Genomic DNA, 17,288 nt, shown 5'->3' on the forward strand with positions numbered 1-17,288 from the left:
TACCCTTCTGCTGTTTCAGCAATATCGATTTTGAGGACTCCACTCATGGCGGCTAGCTCTAACGTCTTCTTATATGTAGCAGATCTTTGGAGATTTGATATGACAGCATTCACAGCATGGACAGACTGAGTGAGAACCGTTTGTAAGGGCACCAACTTATGACCACCTCTGTGCTGAGTCGCCCCTACAGCACCAAAGATAAGCTGCAAGCCAAAACCCTAAATGTCCCAAAAACCTAAATGTCCAAGTCGGTAAGGTTGAGCTTCGGGCCGTAGGTTTCGATGAACTCGCGGCGGGGGGCCACGCGATCGCCCATTAGCACGGTAAAGATGCGGTCGGCTTCGGCTGCGTCTTCAATTTCTACGCGCTTGAGCGTGCGGCTGTCGGGGTTCATGGTGGTGTCCCAAAGCTGCTGCGGCATCATTTCGCCCAGACCTTTGAAGCGCTGAGTTTCCACTTTGGCGTTTTCGGGGAAACTGGCGATGAGCTGATCCCGTTCGCGATCGCTGTAGCAGTAGTAGTGGTTGCGGCCGCGCTCGATCTTGTAGAGCGGCGGACAGGCGATATAGACATAGCCTTGATCCACCATCGACCGCTGATAGCGATAGAAAAACGTGAGCAGCAGCGTGCGGATGTGCGCGCCGTCCACATCTGCGTCCGTCATGATGATGATGCGGTGATAGCGCAGTTGCGATGCGTCAAACTCTTCGCCCTTGATGCCCAGACCCAGCGCCGTGATCAGCGCCTGAATCTCCGTGTTTTTGTAGATCTTGGCATCGTCTGTTTTTTCAATATTGAGGATCTTACCCCGCAGCGGCAGAATGGCCTGAAAGCGGCGATCGCGCCCTTGCTTTGCCGATCCGCCCGCCGAATCGCCTTCCACGATGAAAATTTCTGACTCGCCCGGATCGCGAGAGCTACAGTCTGCTAACTTACCTGGCAGCGTGGAAGACTCCAGCACCGACTTGCGGCGCACCAATTCTCGCGCCCGCCGCGCTGCCTCGGCTGCATTGAAGGCCTGGATGGCTTTTTCAAGAATTGCATCTGCTACATTGGGGCGAAAGTCGAGGTATTCGCTCAGCGCCTCGCCCACCAGCGTATCCACAATGCCGCGCACTTCCGTATTGCCCAGCTTGGTTTTTGTCTGTCCTTCAAACTCCGGGTCGGGCACTTTGACGGAAATCACCGCCGTCAAGCCTTCGCGGACGTTTTCACCCGCCAGGTTGGAATCTGATTCTTTCAGCTTGTTGCGCTTGCGGGCGATCGCATTCATCGTCCGCGTCAGCACGGCCTTCAGCCCTTCCAGGTGTGTCCCGCCGTCTACTGTGCGGATATTGTTGGCAAAGCCCAGCAGATTATCGGAATAGGCATCCACGCACCATTGCAGCGCCACTTCCACTTCCACGTTGTTGCGCTCACCCTGCACGTAGATAATCTCTTCGTGGAGCGGCTGCTTTTCGTGGTTCATGTATTCCACGTATTCCCGAATGCCGCCCGCATAGTGGTAGGTTTCGACTCGCGGCTCGTCGCTTTTTAGCAACTCCAGGCGATTGTCGGTAAAGGTAATTTCTACGCCCGCATTCAGATACGCTAGCTCCCGCAAGCGGCCCGCCAGCGTGTTGTAGTCAAACTCGATGCCCGTAGTGAAGATGGCAATATCGGGCATAAACGTGACAGACGTGCCCGTGCGGTCTTCTTTGTAAGGCTGAATGTCCATTTCGCCTTTGGTCAGACCGCGCTCAAAGCGCATCTTGTGAACCTTCTTATCGCGCCAGACGGTGACCTCCACCCATTCCGACAGCGCGTTCACCACGGAAATGCCGACACCGTGCAGGCCGCCAGATACTTTGTAGCCGCCCTGTCCAAACTTGCCGCCCGCGTGCAGAATTGTTAGCACCGTTTCCAGTGCCGATTTACCCGTGCGCGGGTGAATGCCTGTAGGAATGCCCCGGCCGTCGTCAGTCACCGTAACCGATCCATCTGCGTTGAGGGTGACCTGGATATGTGTGCAATAGCCAGCCAGCGCTTCGTCTACCGAGTTATCCACCACCTCGTAGACCAGGTGATGCAACCCCCGCGGCCCCGTGCTGCCGATATACATCCCCGGACGCTTGCGAACGGCTTCCAAGCCCTCTAGGACTTGAATTTGTTCAGCATCGTAGTTGGTCGTCATGGATGAAGCGCTCCAAACGTTAGCTTAATAGAGAAACCTAGAAAGAATTTTATAGATCGAGCAGGTGATGGACTGAATCGGGCGGGCTTCCTGATGGTTTACTGATGGCTGCCTGACGGTTTGCCGATGATCTGCGTGATTAGGTGGGTTTGCTGCTTTTGGTAAACGGGTCTAAGACGCACTGGTCTAAAATAGGGATTGCCTGACTGTGGCGATCGCCCAATAAATTGACTTAAAAGGTCAGCTAGAAGCCGAAACACCAAATCTATCCAAAATTATATCACAAAAGGCTTAGATGCGCTTCCAGGGGCGACAGGAGCAAGGTTTGACTCGGCAATCCAGTTTTCCTTTTTGAGGCTTCTTCGATGCTTCTTTGGGTGTCCTCGTTTTGCCTGAATTGAGCAGCGCTTCAGAACCCTATGGCTAAGATGGCTGAGGGGCGATCGCCCTGATCGCTATTGCACCATCGAAATCACTCTCCCAAATCTAGCCAGAAGGTTTACCATCAGTCATTTTCAGCCTGCTGCATCCCCAACTTCCCACCTTGCATTATAATACCTCTGTACTAAACCCGTCTTTCCCCATTCTAATCGTAATCTGTGGGCCCACTGCCGCTGGAAAGTCGGGTTTGGCGCTAAACCTAGCGCCCCGGCTCAATGGCGTTATCCTCAACGCCGACTCCCGCCAAGTGTATCGCGAATTCGATATTGGCACTGCAAAACCTTCTTCTCAAGAACAGCAGCAAGTTCCGCACTATTTACTAGACGTTTGTGACCCCACGCACACGCTCACGGTCGCCGAGTATCAGCAGCAAGCCACCGAGTTGATTGAAGCCTTCCATTGCGGGCAGGCAGCCATCAGCGTGTCAGAGGTTGGGAGTGTTGAAGAACCTGCCACCACCGCCTCAACCCCCTTCCTGGTGGGCGGCACGGGCCTCTATATCCGCGCCATCACGCGGGGTCTCCGCATTCCTCAGGTAGCTCCCCAGCCAGACCTGCGATCGCAGTTGACCAGGCTGGGGCAGTCCTTCTGCTACGACCTCCTGAAGCAGGTAGATCCTACATCCGCCCATAAAATTCACCCCCATGATCAGGTGCGGACGCTGAGATCGCTCGAAGTGTTTTATGTCACAGGTCGCCCCATGTCGGCGCAGCAGGGCGAACAGCCGCCCGCCTACCCGATTTTGCAGCTTGGGCTGGACTGTCTGGCTACTGTTGCCAAAGGCGACCCCGACCCGCTGATGCAGCGCATTCAAACGCGCACCGCGCAGATGGTGGCGCAGGGCTTTGTGGACGAAGTGGCGGGGCTGGTGGCGAAGTATGGCGCAGACCTGCCGCTGCTGGATACGCTGGGCTATCGGGAAATGCGGCAATATCTGGCGGGAGAGATTTCGCTGGAGGAGGCGATCGCCCTCACTGCGCTGCACACGCGCCAGTTTGCCAAACGCCAGCGCACCTGGTTTCGCGCCGATCCGTCCATCCACTGGTTCGATACCGAAGATCCAGACCTGGTGGAGCGCGTCTGGTCAAAAATTCAGCAATTTATAGCGACGCTCCCCGCCCAAGCCAAAGATTCATTCTTCTGAGCGAAGCCAAGGAACAATGGCTGGAAGCCCCGCAGACGCTAAATTTCTACCCCAAAATCGCAAATCCAAAATCGCAAATCCAAAATCCAAAATCGACTGCTCCCAATTTTCGACCTGCGCTGCAAGCTCTGTGAATCCTTCGCAATATTCAGCAACCCCGCAAAGTGGCTGTGCTAGGTTGGGGGCGTTCTTGGGCGGGAGGCTTGCCCCATGGCCACCGACTATCTATTGTTTGTGCATGGCGTGAATGTTCGTCCCCAGCGGGCCGATGCAGACAGCGCCAACTACGCAGAAGCCCTAATCCACCAGATCACCCGACTCAACCAAGCTTCTGCCAGCCCGCTCACGCTCAAAATGCAGGAGTTGCAATGGTATAGCTTGATGAAGCAGGCGGAAGCAGAACTAAAAGACCTGTTTGCGCGATCGCCCGACTGGTCAAAGTTCTGGTTTCGAGACTTCCGCGAAACGCGGATCATCCCGTTTATGGGCGACGCGGCGCTCTACATCAGCCGCTACATCGGCTCGGAGGTGGCCAAGCTGCTGCTGGCCCAATCGCTGCAATTTCTGAGCGCTCGACAGGCGGGCGATCGCCTCCACCTCATTACCCACAGTTGGGGCACCGTGATCCTGTTCGACATTCTCTTTGCTGGCCGCTGGGACGATCCCAAAATCCCCGGTCACCAAGACGTGCAAACCATCCGCAGCGCCCTCTTTGGCGTGGAACCCAACCTGGCCGACGGCATTCCCATCACCAGCATCCACACAATGGGTTCCCCCATTGCCCTGGCCAACCTGATCAACCTCAAGCGCGAGGAAATGGCTCCTGCGACGCTCACGATTCAGGAAACGCGAACCGTATTTACCCACGACATCACGCTAGGACTGGAGAAGTTTCTGGCTGCGCTTTACCAACAGCGCCAGCGGCCCCTCCCCTGGAAAAACTACGCCCATCCTGGCGACCCGATCGCCTATCCGCTGGCGACGGTCATTCCCCAACTGCTGGCACCCCAGGGCGCAAAAGCAGAATACCTAAATATTCAGGACGTGCTGACCAGCGGTGGCGGCCCGATGGAGTGGGTCGCCAGCCCTTTCAAAAGCACCTTCCTCTCCCTAGCGAACGGCGGCAGCGCCCACGGCAGCTATTGGAACAGTAGGCAGGTCGCCCAGACGATTTTGGCAACCGTCAGAGAAGCGGGCTGATGCAGGATTTGGAATGCTCGGTTCGCCCGCGCCGCTCCTGCATCACTTCCTTTGCTCGCCTCCCCAATTCTCTGAGCCACTGTCTGCAAATTACGCAATACTGGAAAGAAATCTTAGAACTAGTGAAAAGTAGGGCACGATGGAGCTGCGAGGGATTAATACGCCACTGCTGGAATGGTCAGGCGATCTGCTGGTGGTGGGTCTGTTTGAAGACGGCATAGACCTGGGCGGCGACCTGGCAGCGCTGGACGAAAAGCTGGCGGGCACGCTGCAAGAACTCATTGCTGAAGTCGAGTTTAAGGGCAAACCGGACAGCAGCGCGGCAGCCCGCGTCGGGTCGAACAGTCCGGTGCGAAAAATTGGCATTGTGGGCCTGGGCAAGGCGGAGAATCTGACGCTAGACGGGCTGCGGCGGGCGGCGGCTGCGGCGGCCCGGATGGCCAAGCGCGAAAAGGCAAAGACGCTGGGGCTGAGCCTCCCGCTTTGGAACCAAGATGCGTCTGCCACGGCACAGGCGATCGCCGAAGGAATTGAACTCACCCTGCATCAAGACAGCCGCTTCAAATCGGGCGAAGACGACAAAAAAGCACCGCCGCTGGAGCGGGTCGATTTGCTGGGGCTAGAAGGGCAAGATGCCGCGCTGACTCGGGCCCGCCAGATTTCGCTGGGCGTAATCCTGGCGCGGGAGCTCGTGAGCGCCCCGGCCAATATCGTTACGCCGATCACAATGGCGGAAACGGCAGAGGCGATCGCCCGCGAGTATGGTCTGGAGATCGAAATTCTGGAGCAGGCCGAGTGCGAAAAACTGGGCATGGGCGCGTTTTTGGGCGTGGCCAAAGCCTCTGACCTGCCGCCCAAATTTATCCACCTGACCTACCGGCCCGCAGGCACACCCCGCAAGAAGCTGGCCATCGTCGGCAAAGGCCTCACCTTCGACAGCGGCGGGCTGAACATCAAGGGCGCGGGCAGCGGTATCGAAATGATGAAGACCGATATGGGCGGCGCGGCGGCCACCTTTGGCGCGGCCAAGGCGATCGCCCAAATTCAGCCAGATGTAGAAGTCCACTTCATCAGCGCCGTCACGGAAAACATGATCAGCGGCCACGCCATGCACCCCGGTGATATCCTTACTGCCTCGAATGGCAAAACCATCGAAATCAACAACACCGATGCTGAAGGGCGGCTGACGCTGGCCGATGCGCTGGTGTTTGCCGAAAAGCTGGGCGTGGAGGCGATTGTCGATCTGGCTACGCTGACGGGTGCGTGCATCGTGGCGCTGGGCGAAGACATGGCCGGGCTGTGGAGTCCTAGTGACGAATTGGCGGCGGCAATCCTGGCGGCGGCAGAACCCGCAGGCGAAAAGTTCTGGCGGATGCCGCTGGAGGAAAAATACTTCGACGGCATGAAGTCGGTGGTGGCCGACATGAAGAACACTGGCCCACGGGCGGGCGGCGCGATCACAGCGGCGCTGTTTCTAAAGCAGTTCGTCAAAGACACACCCTGGGCGCATCTGGACGTGGCGGGCCCCGTGTGGAACGACAAAGACAGCGGCTATAACAACGCGGGCGGCACGGGCTTTGGCGTGCGGACGCTGGTGAACTGGGTGTTGAGTTAGGTCACGGGAGCCATTTCGCCCATCGCCATGCTGGAACTTCACTGCCACACCACGTACTCTGACGGAACGCTGACCCCAGCGGAACTGGTGCAGGCGGCCGCAGCGGCGGGCGTAAAGGCGCTGGCGATTACTGACCACGACACGCTGGCGGGCTGGGAGGAGGCGATCGCCGCTGCCCGTCAGCATTCTCTAGAAAATTCTCTGGAAAATTCCCTGGAAATCGTCCCTGGGGTAGAGCTGAGTACGGTTTGGGGCGATCGCTCGCTGCACCTGCTCGGTTTTTACCCAAACCCCGACAGGCTTGCGCCCGTGCTGCAAGACCATATCGCTGGCCGCAAGCGCCGTGCCCAGCAGATGCTCGACAAGCTAGCCGAGTTGGGCTGTCCCATCATGCTGCCAGAACTGGGCGCGGGCATGGCTCCGGGTCGCCCCCACATTGCCAGTGCCTTGGTGAAGGCGGGCTATGTGCAAACGGCGCAGGAAGCCTTCGAGCGGTTTTTGGGCGATGACGGGCCGGCCTACGTGCAATACGAAAAGTTTTTGGCGACGGACGGCGTGCGTCTGCTGCGCGAGTGTGGCGCAGTGCCCGTGTGGGCCCATCCCTATCTGTTTCGCGGCGGGCCGCTAGAAGAGACGCTGACGGCGCTGCTGGATGCCGGACTCATGGGTCTGGAGGTGTATCACCCCGTCCCCATACGCCGGGTCAAATTGAGCGACTGGAAGCCCTGTGCGATCGCCATTCTCTCCTTAAAACTGGCGGCAGCGACTATCACGGCCCCCGGCGAGGCTGCCGACCAGCCCCTATGCCCTCAACCGCTTCAACCTGCCGCTGTGCCTGCTGTTGCCGTTGCAACGCGCTGCCCAATCCCTCGTTCCCCAGGCCCGCGAGTCTGGAGCAAGATCTGGGTCAATAGGAAAATAGTCACGCCCAGACTGGGTTTCTGGGTCTTCCTATATCTCTAGAGGTAGATTGCCCAGGTATGATGAGGCAGTTAATACTAGGGTAAGGGCGAAGTTTACAAAGCGTAACGATTGCCGGAAGGCGATCGCTCGTACCCCATGCCCGCTAATGCGCCGGGTTTGCACGGCTCAGGCTTTTTCTGCAAGCCGCCCGTGATTCGCCAACTTCACGCCCAATTCGCGCCCCGCGCTGGTCTTCCGCCAAACCTGACTCGTCGCTGACTTCCGTAGCAGTCTCCAGCCGGAATTCTGCGCCTGGGTTTCGCGTCTGCCGCCCCTGTTTGGCAAAGCGCCTCCCTCAAGCCTTTCAAGTCTCTAAAAAGATTCAGGTTCGCTGTTTGACCTCCAGCTACTTTGCCCTCAAGTCCTGTCCTCAAACTTGATATTTATGCTGCGCTCTCTCTCGTCTCTCTGGAATCGTCAGCCTGCGGAGGGCGGTCGTCTGCCTCGCGGTTCAAACCTTGCCCTGTTTCTCGCCTGTTCTCTGGTGGGGCTAGTGGCGATCGCCGGATGCCGCATTCCCTCGGAAACGGCGCAGGCGCAGCAGACCCAGCCAGGGCAACCAGGCGGCCCCAGCGGCGGGCGACCGGGCGGCGGGCCGGGTGGGCCGGGGCAAGGCGGCCCGGCTTCGGTGGAAACGGCGATCGCCCGAACTGGCTCTTTGCAGGAAGCGCCTACCTACACAGGCACAACGCAACCCGTGCGGCAGGCATCGCTGCGATCGCAGGCAGAGGGACGGCTCCTGGAATTGGGTGTAGACGTGGGCGACTCGGTGCGAGAGGGCGAGGTGGTGGGACGGCTGGATAGTCGGCTGCTGTCGGCAGCGGTCAACCAGGATCGAGCCGAGCTAGCGGCACTGGAGTCGCAGGTTGCCCAGGCGCAGGCAGAGGTGAGCGATGCCCGCGCTCAGGCGGCTCAGGCCGAGGTAGAGTTGCAACAGGCCCGGCTAGATAGCGATCGCCTGCAAAAGTTGGCCGCCGAGGGAGCCATTTCCCAGCAGCAAGCAGACCAGGCGAAAACCGCCGCCCTCTCCGCTGAGCAGGTGTTCCGCTCGGCTCAGGAGCGCATCCGCACCCGCGAACGGGCGGTCGTCGCTGCCCAGCGCCGCGTCCAGGCCCAGCAGGCCACCGTCGCCGAAACCCGCGAACGCCAGACCTTCAGCCTGCTGACCGCGCCCCTCACGGGCATTGTCCTGGAACGACTGACAGAACCAGGCAACCTGGTGCAACCGGGCAACGAAGTTCTGAAAGTGGGCGACTTCAGTGCCCTCAAGGTGGCCGTGCAGGTCTCAGAACTTGACCTGGGGCAACTCCAGGTCGGCCAGGCTGTTGAAGTCCGGCTGGATGCCTTTCCCGACGAAACCTTTGTGGGGCGCGTCAGCCGCATTTCGCCCGCCGCCGACCCCAGTTCTCGACTCGTCCCCGTTGAGGTCGTCATTCCCAACTCCGGCAGCCGCCGACTGGGGAGCGGTCTGCTGGCGCGGGTGCAGTTTCAGACGGGGCAAGCTGGCCGCGTGGTGATTCCCGAAGAAGCACTAGAAGCAGGCGGCGAAGGCAACGACTCGGTGCTGTTTGTGGTGCAAGGCGAGGGTGCAGAAGCCAGAGCCGTTGCTCGACCCGTGCAGGTGGGCGATCGCGCGAACGGTCGCATCGAAATCCTCTCCGGCCTCCAGCCTGGTGAATCCTTTGTCCTCCGCAGCAGCCGCCCCCTAGAAGACGGACAAACCGTTCGGCTGAGCATTCTGTCTGAAGGTTGAAGGGAGGGACGGAAAAAACGAAGAACGAAAAACGAAGAACGAAGAACGGAACTTCTTCTCTCTTCGTTCTTCTGTCTTCGTTCTTCTGTCTTCGTTCTTCTCTCTTCGTTCTTCTCTCTTCGTTCTTCTCTCTTCGTTCTTCTCTCTTCGTTCTTCTCTCTTCCCTCACTCCACCCCCCCTACACTCTCCCCCTCCCCCCCTCTCTATACCCATGACCTCCCTCAGCACCCTCTCCATCCGCCGCCACATCGGCACGCTCATGCTTACCCTGACGGCCATCGTCCTGGGAGTTTTCTTCTTGGTGCGGCTGCCGGTGGATTTGCTGCCGTCCATTACCTATCCGCGCATTGGGGTGCGGGTGGATGCGCCGGGGGTTGCGCCAGAAGTGGCGGTGGACGAGATTACGCGACCGCTAGAGCAGGCATTTTCGGCCACCGATGGCGTGCAGCAAATCTATTCCCAAACGCGGGAGGGGCAGGTCAGCGTAGACCTTTACTTTCGTCCTGGGGGCAATATCGATCGCGCCTTAAACGACGCAACGGCTTCCTTCAATCGTGCCCGCAGCCGATTGCCCAACACGATTCAAGAGCCGCGAATTTTTAAGTTCGACCCGTCCCAGCTTCCGGTGTATGAGTTTGCGCTGACATCCGATTCGCTCCAGTCGGTTGATCTGCGCGTGTTTGCCGACGAAGAACTGGCGCGGGAACTGTCGGTGGTGCCGGGGGTGGCCAGTGTGGATGTGTCGGGCGGCGTGCGCGAAGAGGTGCAGGTGAATGTAGACATCAATCGTCTGCAAGCGCTGGGCGTAGGCTTGACCGATCTGCTCAATACCCTGCGGGGGCGCAATCAGGACGTGTCGGGTGGGCGCTTGCGAGGCGGGGAAGCAGAAGTGCTGATCCGCACCGTCGGACGGTTCCAGTCGGCAGAGGAACTGCGGAATCTGTCGCTGCCCGTAAACGGGGCCAGCAGCGCGTCTGGCGGCGAGGTATCGACCAGCAGTTTTCCAGAAGCGCGGCGCGTCTACCTGCGAGATGTGGCGCAGGTGGTGGATGGCACTGAGGAACAGCGGATTTTTGTGACGTTGAACGGCGACCCGGCGGTCAAGGTTAGCATTCAAAAGCAGCCCGATGCCAATACAGTGTCGGTGGTAGAAGGGGTGAAGCAGCGGCTAGCAGAATTGGAGCAAGCGGGACTCTTCCCAACGGGCATGGCGGTTCGCACCACGCTGGACGAGTCGCGGTTTATTCGCAACTCGATTTCCAACGTGGCCATGTCGGGACTAATCGGGGCGCTGCTGGCGGCGATCGCCGTCCTCCTGTTTCTAGGCTCACTCCGCCAAACCCTGATCATCGTATTCGCCATTCCCCTGGCTACGCTGATTGCAATTTTGCTCATGGGCACTTTTGGGCTGACGCTGAACGTGTTTAGCCTGGGCGGTCTGGCGCTGGGCGTGGGCATTGTGGTAGACAACTCCATCGTGATGCTGGAGAGCATCGTGCAGGGCGTAGAGGCCGCCAAGCGTCGCCGCGCCGTAAACAGCATTGAGACTGCTGAATACTCCACGACCGAGGATGTGGAAATACCAGATGAATCGAACAGCGGCGGGAATGATTACGGTTACAGCAATGGACATAGCAACGGTCACGATTCCGGCAATGGACACGGCAATGGCAATGGCAACGGCAATGGCAACGGGAATGGAAGCGGAAATAGCAACGGGAATGGGAATGGCAACGGGATTTATGCCAGCCGTGGACACGACTATGACCCCAGCAGCGATGCTGACAATGTGACCCGTGGACGCACAGGCAAACAAGTCAGCGCGACGGCATTTCTCCTGCGCCAGGCGGAACTGGCCAGCCAGCAGCTAGAGTCGGCGCTGGTCGCGTCTACAACCACCAACCTGGTGTCTGTGTTGCCCTTTTTGCTGATTGGCGGTTTCTTTTCGTTGTTGTTTAGCCAGTTGATTCTGACCATTAGCTTTGCGGTGGCAGCTTCGCTGATCGTGGCGCTGACGGTGGTGCCCATGCTGACCTCGCGGCTGCTGGCGGTGCGCTGGTCGAGTCGGGTGGGCGATTCGGCTCCGCTGCGGGCGTTTCGAGCGCGGCTGGCAGATGCGACCCATACCTATGTGCGGGGGCTATCGTGGGTGCTGCGGCATCGGCTGGTGGTGATTGGGCTGGCGATCGCCCTGTTTGGCGGTACGAGCTTCTGGATGGCGGGCCAACTTCCGCAGGAGATTTTGCCCCGCATCAACACGGGCCAGGCCCGGCTCAACGCCCAGTTTGCCCCCGGCACCTCCCTAGCAGACAACCGCCGGGTGATGGAACTGGCCGACCAGATTTTGCTACAACAGCCCGAAGTGGAGTATCTCTTTTCCACCGCAGGCGGGTCGCTGTTTGGCACAAACACCAACGCCAACCCCCTGCGCGGCTCCAGCACCATTACCCTGAGGCCGGGAACCAATGTGGCTGAGTTTACTGAGCGGATGACCGCCGAACTGAATCGGCTGAACCTGGTGGGAACGCGCCTGCGGCTGAGTCCAGAATCGGTGCGGGGGTTGATTGTGAACAACTCGCCCGTGCGCGGGGCCGATGTAGATATCCTGCTCCAGGGGAGTGACACCCGTTCTCTGGAACAGGCGGGACGCGAAGTGCTGGCAGCCTTGGATTCGCAGGCCCGGCAGGCCCGCTATCGCCCCGATGCAGATCAGGCGCAGCCCGAAATCCAGGTGCGCCCAGACTGGGAGCGAGCTTCGCAGTTGGGCCTCTCCACCGAAGATATTGGCGACACGATTCAAACCGCCATTACGGGATCAGTGCCCACGCAACTCCAGCGGGGCGATCGCCTGGTAGATATCCGCGTGCAGCTTGCCGACAATGCCATCCAGCGCCCAGCCCAGCTTGCCCAACTGCCCGTCTTTACGAGCGGTGGTCAGCTTGTGCGGCTGGCCGACGTGGCGCGGATCGAGGCTGGCGAAGCGCCTGGAGAAATTCAGCGGATCAACCAGCGGCAAATTGTCCAAATCGTAGGCAACCTGGTGGATGGCGCAAACCTCAGCGATGCGATCGCCGAGTCAGACGCAATCCTGGCGAGCCTGACGCTGCCCGAAGGCGTGAGCCGCCTGCCCAGCGCCAGTGCCCAAAGCGCCCAGGAAGTCCGCTCGTCCCTAATTCTGCTGGGGGGGCTGGCCGCCTTCTTGGTGTTTGTGGTGATGGCGGTGCAATACAACTCGCTGGTTGATCCGCTGGTGATCATGCTGACGGTTCCCCTGGCGCTGGCGGGGGGCATTTTCGGCCTGTTCCTAACCCAGACGGCGATCGGCGCGACGGTGATCGTGGGCGCTGTGCTGCTGGTGGGCATTGTGGTCAACAACGCCATCATTCTGGTAGAACTGGCGAATCAAATCCGCGAAGAGCAAGGGTTAGACCACCGCAGCGCCATGCTGCAAGCCGCGCCGCAGCGCCTCCAGCCCATCCTGATGACCACCATTACCACCGTGCTGGGGATGTTTCCGCTGGCGCTGGGCATTGGCGAAGGGTCAGAATTCCTGCGGCCGCTGGGCATTGTCGTGTTTTCGGGTCTGTCGCTGGCGACGCTGCTGACGCTGTTTATCATCCCCAGCTTCTACACGCTGCTGCATGAAGTGCCCTGGGCCAAAGGCGCAAAGCTGGGCGCAAAGCGGCTGCGGCAACTCAGCGGCTCGACTCGCAAGCAGCCGCTGACCAAGTGAACGGAGGTTAGGGGTCAGGAGTCAGGGGTTAGGGGTCAGGCTTCGTGCCCCGAAGCAGCCGGATTCGAGCTACAATTTCGGGACGAATTTGGGTTGCCTGGGGGATCAGTCCAGGTAGCAGAATTGGGGAATCTATGGGGCGATCGCCCCTCGGTTTTGCCAACTCTGTGGGGAAAGTCCGGTGCAAATCCGGCGCTGTGCCGCAACTGTGAATGAGGGGTTTGAGCCTTGCCGGAGCGCATTAGGCAAAACCCGCCTCAAAGTCAGAATGCCCGCCCGATGTTGTCCATTGCGATGCCCGCGATGCACGGGTCGAGGTGAGAATGCACAATTTAGAACGGCGACAGCCTCTTTTGTCGGAGGTTGGTGCGCCTGGGGTTCGTTCGGCGATCGCCCCTGCACCGATTGCTTATCCGGCGATGGATTGCGTGGCTACGGTTTTGTGTCATCGATCGCCCTCACGCCCACAATTCAGGCGATTCGCTGCAGCTTGATCAGCAGATTTTCGGTTTTGGCCTGGGCAGTCAGTGTGGCCCCGATTTCAGCGAGACGGCAAGCAGTTCAGCAAGATTTACTCCATCGCGTCGTCGCCCTCGCGCTGCCCAGAAGTCGAACTGTGCGTGTCGCGGGTGGGCTGGAGTTCCGCCTATTTACAAGATTTACCCGTTGGCGGGGCGATCGCCCTGCGCGGCCCCTACGGCTTGATGACGCTAGCGCAAGTTCCCGATCGGCCGCGCCTGTATATTGCCCGAGGGTTCGGGCATTGCCCCGCTAAAAGCCAGATCGACTGGCTCTACGAGGAGAACTTTGACCAACCCGTGTGGCTGGTGCAGGCGAATCCAGAAACGCCGGACTGTTTGCCCTACGAGGCGTATTGGCAAGCGCTCTCGCAGCAGTGGGCAGCGTTCTGCTATTTACCCACGCGGCCGGCTCAGATCTGCCAAACGTTGACCCAGTTGGGCATTGACTGGACTGGGGTGGATGTAGACATTTGCGCGGTGGGCGATCGCCCAGCCCAGCTTCAGGATATAGCGGTGCTGCTGGGGGCTAAACTAGACCAGGTACGCTCAGAATCGTTTTACGCCTTTTAACCGCACTGCTTAGCCGCCTGCATTTTCCCATGACGACTCCGCCCGGTGACCCGCCCGCCTCAGACGCTTCGCTGCCCAATGCCAGCGAACCCAGCCCAACGGTCACTTCCCCAAGCTCACCCGAAACACTGGTGGGCGATCGCGCAAACCTGCAAACTCAGCGCAGCGCTGGCTTTTGGAAAACCCAGCGAGAGAATGGGCTGGTTTTGGCGATCGCCCTGGCGCTGGCGCTCGTGATTCGGCTATTTGTAGCGGAGCCGAGGTATATCCCATCGGACTCGATGGTGCCGACGCTGCAAGTGGGCGATCGCCTGGTGGTGGAAAAAGTGTCCTATCGGCTGCATCCGCCAGAACAGGGCGACATTGTGGTGTTTGACCCGCCCGCCCAGCTTCAGCAGTTGGGCTACACCACCGACCAAGCATTCATCAAGCGCGTCATTGCTCAGCCAGGACAAACCGTGCAGGTTCACTTGGGCAAGGTCTGGATCGACGGAGAACCCCTGACGGAACCCTACATTGCAGAGCCACCGGGCTACGAAATGCGTCCTGTGACGGTGCCACCCGGCCATGTCTTCGTCATGGGCGACAACCGCAACAACAGCAACGACTCCCACGTTTGGGGGTTTTTGCCTGTTGAAAACATCATCGGCCGCGCCGTGTTCCGCTTTTATCCGATTGCCCGCTTTGGCAAGCTAGAAACTGCTTTTCCAAAAGCAGACACATTAGAGACAGCAACAAGCGAGACATCAACAAGCGAAGCCCCAGCCAGTTAGTTGCAGATGCTATCCCTGCCATATCTGCCTTGCTGGAGTGCTTCGCTTATTTCATTCACCTGAATCGCGTCACGTAGCTCTAGATAACGCCAACCCCTTTGCTGCGGTTGTCTCCATCTTCAGTTAGCTTGCCATCTTCGTCGGTGTCGTTGATCTCGGCAAGTTCCGCCGCGCGGGCCGCTTCCTCTGCCTCTTCCTTGGCTTTCAAATCACCCGGCACTTCGTAATACATTTCCGGTTCGACCGCAAAGTTATTGATCAAACCTTCGTTATCTACGGTGTAGCCGCCTGCGGTGTCGATGTCGCCTTCTGCGGTAGGCGTTTGCTTGTAGGCATCGCCTTCGCGCTCTTTGCGAGCAGCCGTTTCCGCAGGAATAATGCCGCGATCGTAGGTATCTCGTTCGACTCGTTCGTTCGTTGACATAGCACTGTCCTCCAAATATTCCAAACAAGTGTGCAAAAAGGTTTTCAAGAAGCTTTGCATGGCGATGGAATGGCGATCGCTAAAGCGCTAAAAGCTCTCAGATAACCATTGAAAGCTATCAAAAACTTCTCGAAAAGCTTGAATTAAAACCAAGCTCAACGGCTCCGCTTGTCTCAGTAAGCTCTGATTCGGTTTTTGCCGAATTCCAATCAAATTCCAGATTAAACTTCTAGACTAAACATGGGGGTTTGGATCGACTTCGGGCACAACGTCAGGGCGCTCTTTATTTTCCCAACCCGTCGGGCGGCGCGAGTTATACCAGGCAATAGAACCCAAGCCAGCCGCTGCCAAAAAGCCGACGACAAAGACCGCAGCCAGCGATATGCCCGCCCCATCTTGGGCAGCCGATACAGCAGGTTCAACTAGAAGTAAAGCGTTAATACTCAGCACGTTCAGCACCTCAACTCAGAGATTTTTGATGCGAGATTGAGATACAAAAGCGACCCCAAATTGCCCATAAATAAGAGTTAGTCTAGGGCAGTCCTAAAAGCTCTAATCGCTGTTTCAATCTTGCTGTATCACAGCATAAATCACTGAGTTTTTGCGGGTATCCCTCACAGGTAATGCTGGGCGATCGCCCTTGGTTATAGGTTTGAGAAGGGCTTTTCCATCTACAGGAATATAAAGCACTCGTTTCCTGAGGGTGGGTGCATAGCCTCCTGTGCGATCGCCATAGGTACAGCATTTTCTTGCGGGGTGAGGCACATGCTGCCCTCACGAGGCAAGGGCTTATTGACCATCCGTGTGCCTCACTAGCTTCAAAAACGCTGTAGCGACATCAAGGCATTATAACTGCGGCAATCCCCAGGCTTCTCGCGCTATTCTGGCCTCATCTCGATTTAAGAGAAAAGGAATGCAGTTGAAAGGTTTCTGATGAGCTGCGCCTGCGAAACACGATTCAACCCCGAAATTTCCATCGCAGGCGGGTAAGTTCTGTCGGAGATGAATAAGACACTAAGGCAAGCTATAGAGATAGCTATAGAAATATGGATAGGATTCGGCGAGTACTGCTGGTCGGCGGCACACATGGCAACGAGTTGACGGGAATTTACCTGATCCGGAGATTTCAATACGCTCCCCAACTCATCTCGCGCCCCAGTTTCGAGACAATGACACTGCTGAGCAATCTGGAGGCGATCGCCGCTGGAGTGCGTTACATCGATCAGGATATGAACCGATGCTGCGATCGCGCCCATTTGGAACTACCAGACCCCGTCGATTATGAAATCCGTCGGGCGCAAGAGATCAACCGCCGCTTTGGGCCATCCGGCTCCACACCTGCCGATGTCATTCTCGATATCCACAGCACCACGTCGAACATGGGGATGACGCTAATCCTGGATGATCACCACCCGTTCAAACTGAGACTGGCAGCAGCCCTCAGCGCCCAACAGCCCGACCTGCGGATTTACAGTTCGGCCGACTCAGGGCGACAGCAAGACGCGCTGCGATCGCTCGGTCGGTTTGGTATTTGCCTGGAGGTTGGCCCGGTGGCTCAGGGCGTGCTACAGGCAGACCTGTTTCAGCGCACCGAGGCGCTGGTTCAGCAAATCCTGGATGTGCTAGACCAGCAAAACTGGGACAAACCGTTGCCTGCGGTACAACCGCTAACTGTTTATCGATATTTGGGTACGGTACCCTACCCCAGAGATGCCGAGGGACAAATCACCGCTATGATCCATCCCCAACTCCAGGGGCAGGACTACGAAAGACTGAGTCCTGGTGACCCAATGTTTCTCTCACTCACCGGAGAAACCCTGCCCTATACAGGCGAAACCGTCGCGTTTCCCGTGTTTATCAACGAGGCCGCCTACTATGAGAAAGACATTGCGATGGTGCTAACGCAGCGGCAAGAGATCCAATTGGGCGCGATAGAACCGCTATCCACAAAACCGCAGGAATAGAACCACTATGCGA

12 protein-coding genes and 1 riboswitch are annotated in these 17,288 nt (G+C 58.3%); of the genes, 9 read left to right on the forward strand and 3 right to left on the reverse strand.

The features are described 5' to 3' along the window. Nucleotides 1-235: 235 nt before the first annotated feature. Nucleotides 236-2,173: a DNA topoisomerase (ATP-hydrolyzing) subunit B gene (gene gyrB / locus O77CONTIG1_RS14575; RefSeq protein WP_068511796.1), complete on the reverse strand. Its 1,938-nt coding sequence runs from the start codon at nt 2,171-2,173 to the stop codon at nt 236-238. Between the two features lie 628 nt (nt 2,174-2,801). Here gyrB and miaA point away from each other — a divergent pair. The 8 genes from miaA (at nt 2,802) to lepB (ending at nt 14,887) form a co-directional block, all read left to right on the forward strand. Further along, nucleotides 2,802-3,758 carry a tRNA (adenosine(37)-N6)-dimethylallyltransferase MiaA gene (miaA, locus tag O77CONTIG1_RS14580; protein ID WP_286132332.1) on the forward strand — a complete coding sequence of 319 codons (957 nt, stop codon included), beginning with the start codon at nt 2,802-2,804 and terminating at the stop codon, nt 3,756-3,758. A gap of 210 nt (nt 3,759-3,968) precedes the next feature. Beyond that, a complete protein-coding gene (locus O77CONTIG1_RS14585; protein WP_068511799.1) occupies nt 3,969-4,958 on the forward strand; it encodes a hypothetical protein in 990 nt (329 codons plus the stop codon). Nucleotides 4,959-5,097: 139 nt separating this feature from the next. Further along, on the forward strand, nt 5,098-6,573 hold the full coding sequence (locus O77CONTIG1_RS14590; protein WP_068511802.1) for a leucyl aminopeptidase: 1,476 nt from the start codon (nt 5,098-5,100) through the stop codon (nt 6,571-6,573). 27 nt (nt 6,574-6,600) lie between these two features. Continuing rightward, the gene (locus tag O77CONTIG1_RS14595) at nt 6,601-7,536 is read left to right on the forward strand and encodes a PHP domain-containing protein (protein WP_286132333.1); all 936 of its coding nucleotides are present in this window, start codon (nt 6,601-6,603) and stop codon (nt 7,534-7,536) included. Between the two features lie 385 nt (nt 7,537-7,921). Then, nucleotides 7,922-9,289: an efflux RND transporter periplasmic adaptor subunit gene (locus tag O77CONTIG1_RS14600; RefSeq protein WP_084782677.1), complete on the forward strand. Its 1,368-nt coding sequence runs from the start codon at nt 7,922-7,924 to the stop codon at nt 9,287-9,289. A gap of 212 nt (nt 9,290-9,501) precedes the next feature. Continuing rightward, nucleotides 9,502-13,023 (forward strand): efflux RND transporter permease subunit, encoded by a 3,522-nt coding sequence (locus tag O77CONTIG1_RS23615; protein WP_084782679.1) that lies wholly within the window; start codon nt 9,502-9,504, stop codon nt 13,021-13,023. Nucleotides 13,024-13,143: 120 nt separating this feature from the next. Continuing rightward, a riboswitch (cobalamin riboswitch) is annotated at nt 13,144-13,318 on the forward strand. A 232-nt stretch (nt 13,319-13,550) separates the two neighbouring features. Next, complete coding sequence (locus tag O77CONTIG1_RS14610) at nt 13,551-14,114, forward strand: FAD-binding oxidoreductase (protein ID WP_068511805.1); 564 nt, start codon at nt 13,551-13,553, stop codon at nt 14,112-14,114. Between the two features lie 29 nt (nt 14,115-14,143). Further along, the gene (gene lepB, locus O77CONTIG1_RS14615) at nt 14,144-14,887 is read left to right on the forward strand and encodes a signal peptidase I (RefSeq protein WP_084782680.1); all 744 of its coding nucleotides are present in this window, start codon (nt 14,144-14,146) and stop codon (nt 14,885-14,887) included. A 79-nt stretch (nt 14,888-14,966) separates the two neighbouring features. On the opposite strand, the gene O77CONTIG1_RS14620 is transcribed toward lepB, so the two are convergent. Together O77CONTIG1_RS14620 and psb35 are read right to left on the reverse strand one after the other, a co-directional pair. Next, a complete protein-coding gene (locus tag O77CONTIG1_RS14620; RefSeq protein ID WP_068511808.1) occupies nt 14,967-15,311 on the reverse strand; it encodes a hypothetical protein in 345 nt (114 codons plus the stop codon). A 234-nt stretch (nt 15,312-15,545) separates the two neighbouring features. Continuing rightward, nucleotides 15,546-15,770, reverse strand: coding sequence for a photosystem II assembly protein Psb35 (psb35, locus tag O77CONTIG1_RS14625; protein WP_197673488.1), 225 nt, complete (start codon nt 15,768-15,770; stop codon nt 15,546-15,548). 587 nt (nt 15,771-16,357) lie between these two features. Here psb35 and O77CONTIG1_RS14630 point away from each other — a divergent pair. Then, the gene (locus O77CONTIG1_RS14630) at nt 16,358-17,275 is read left to right on the forward strand and encodes an aspartoacylase (protein ID WP_068511811.1); all 918 of its coding nucleotides are present in this window, start codon (nt 16,358-16,360) and stop codon (nt 17,273-17,275) included. Nucleotides 17,276-17,288 lie beyond the last annotated feature (13 nt).

Origin of the sequence: Leptolyngbya sp. O-77, assembly GCF_001548395.1 — a bacterium.
Classification (GTDB): domain Bacteria; phylum Cyanobacteriota; class Cyanobacteriia; order Elainellales; family Elainellaceae; genus Thermoleptolyngbya.

Excerpts from the sequence above, each read along its gene's own strand:
- gyrB (WP_068511796.1), bottom strand. The coding sequence starts at position 2,173 with ATGACGACCAACTACGATGCTGAACAAATTCAAGTCCTAGAGGGCTTG.
- O77CONTIG1_RS14590 (WP_068511802.1), top strand. The coding sequence starts at position 5,098 with ATGGAGCTGCGAGGGATTAATACGCCACTGCTGGAATGGTCAGGCGAT.
- O77CONTIG1_RS23615 (WP_084782679.1), top strand. The coding sequence starts at position 9,502 with ATGACCTCCCTCAGCACCCTCTCCATCCGCCGCCACATCGGCACGCTC.
- lepB (WP_084782680.1), top strand. The coding sequence starts at position 14,144 with ATGACGACTCCGCCCGGTGACCCGCCCGCCTCAGACGCTTCGCTGCCC.
- O77CONTIG1_RS14600 (WP_084782677.1), top strand. The coding sequence starts at position 7,922 with ATGCTGCGCTCTCTCTCGTCTCTCTGGAATCGTCAGCCTGCGGAGGGC.
- O77CONTIG1_RS14595 (WP_286132333.1), top strand. The coding sequence starts at position 6,601 with ATGCTGGAACTTCACTGCCACACCACGTACTCTGACGGAACGCTGACC.
- O77CONTIG1_RS14585 (WP_068511799.1), top strand. The coding sequence starts at position 3,969 with ATGGCCACCGACTATCTATTGTTTGTGCATGGCGTGAATGTTCGTCCC.
- O77CONTIG1_RS14620 (WP_068511808.1), bottom strand. The coding sequence starts at position 15,311 with ATGTCAACGAACGAACGAGTCGAACGAGATACCTACGATCGCGGCATT.
- O77CONTIG1_RS14630 (WP_068511811.1), top strand. The coding sequence starts at position 16,358 with ATGGATAGGATTCGGCGAGTACTGCTGGTCGGCGGCACACATGGCAAC.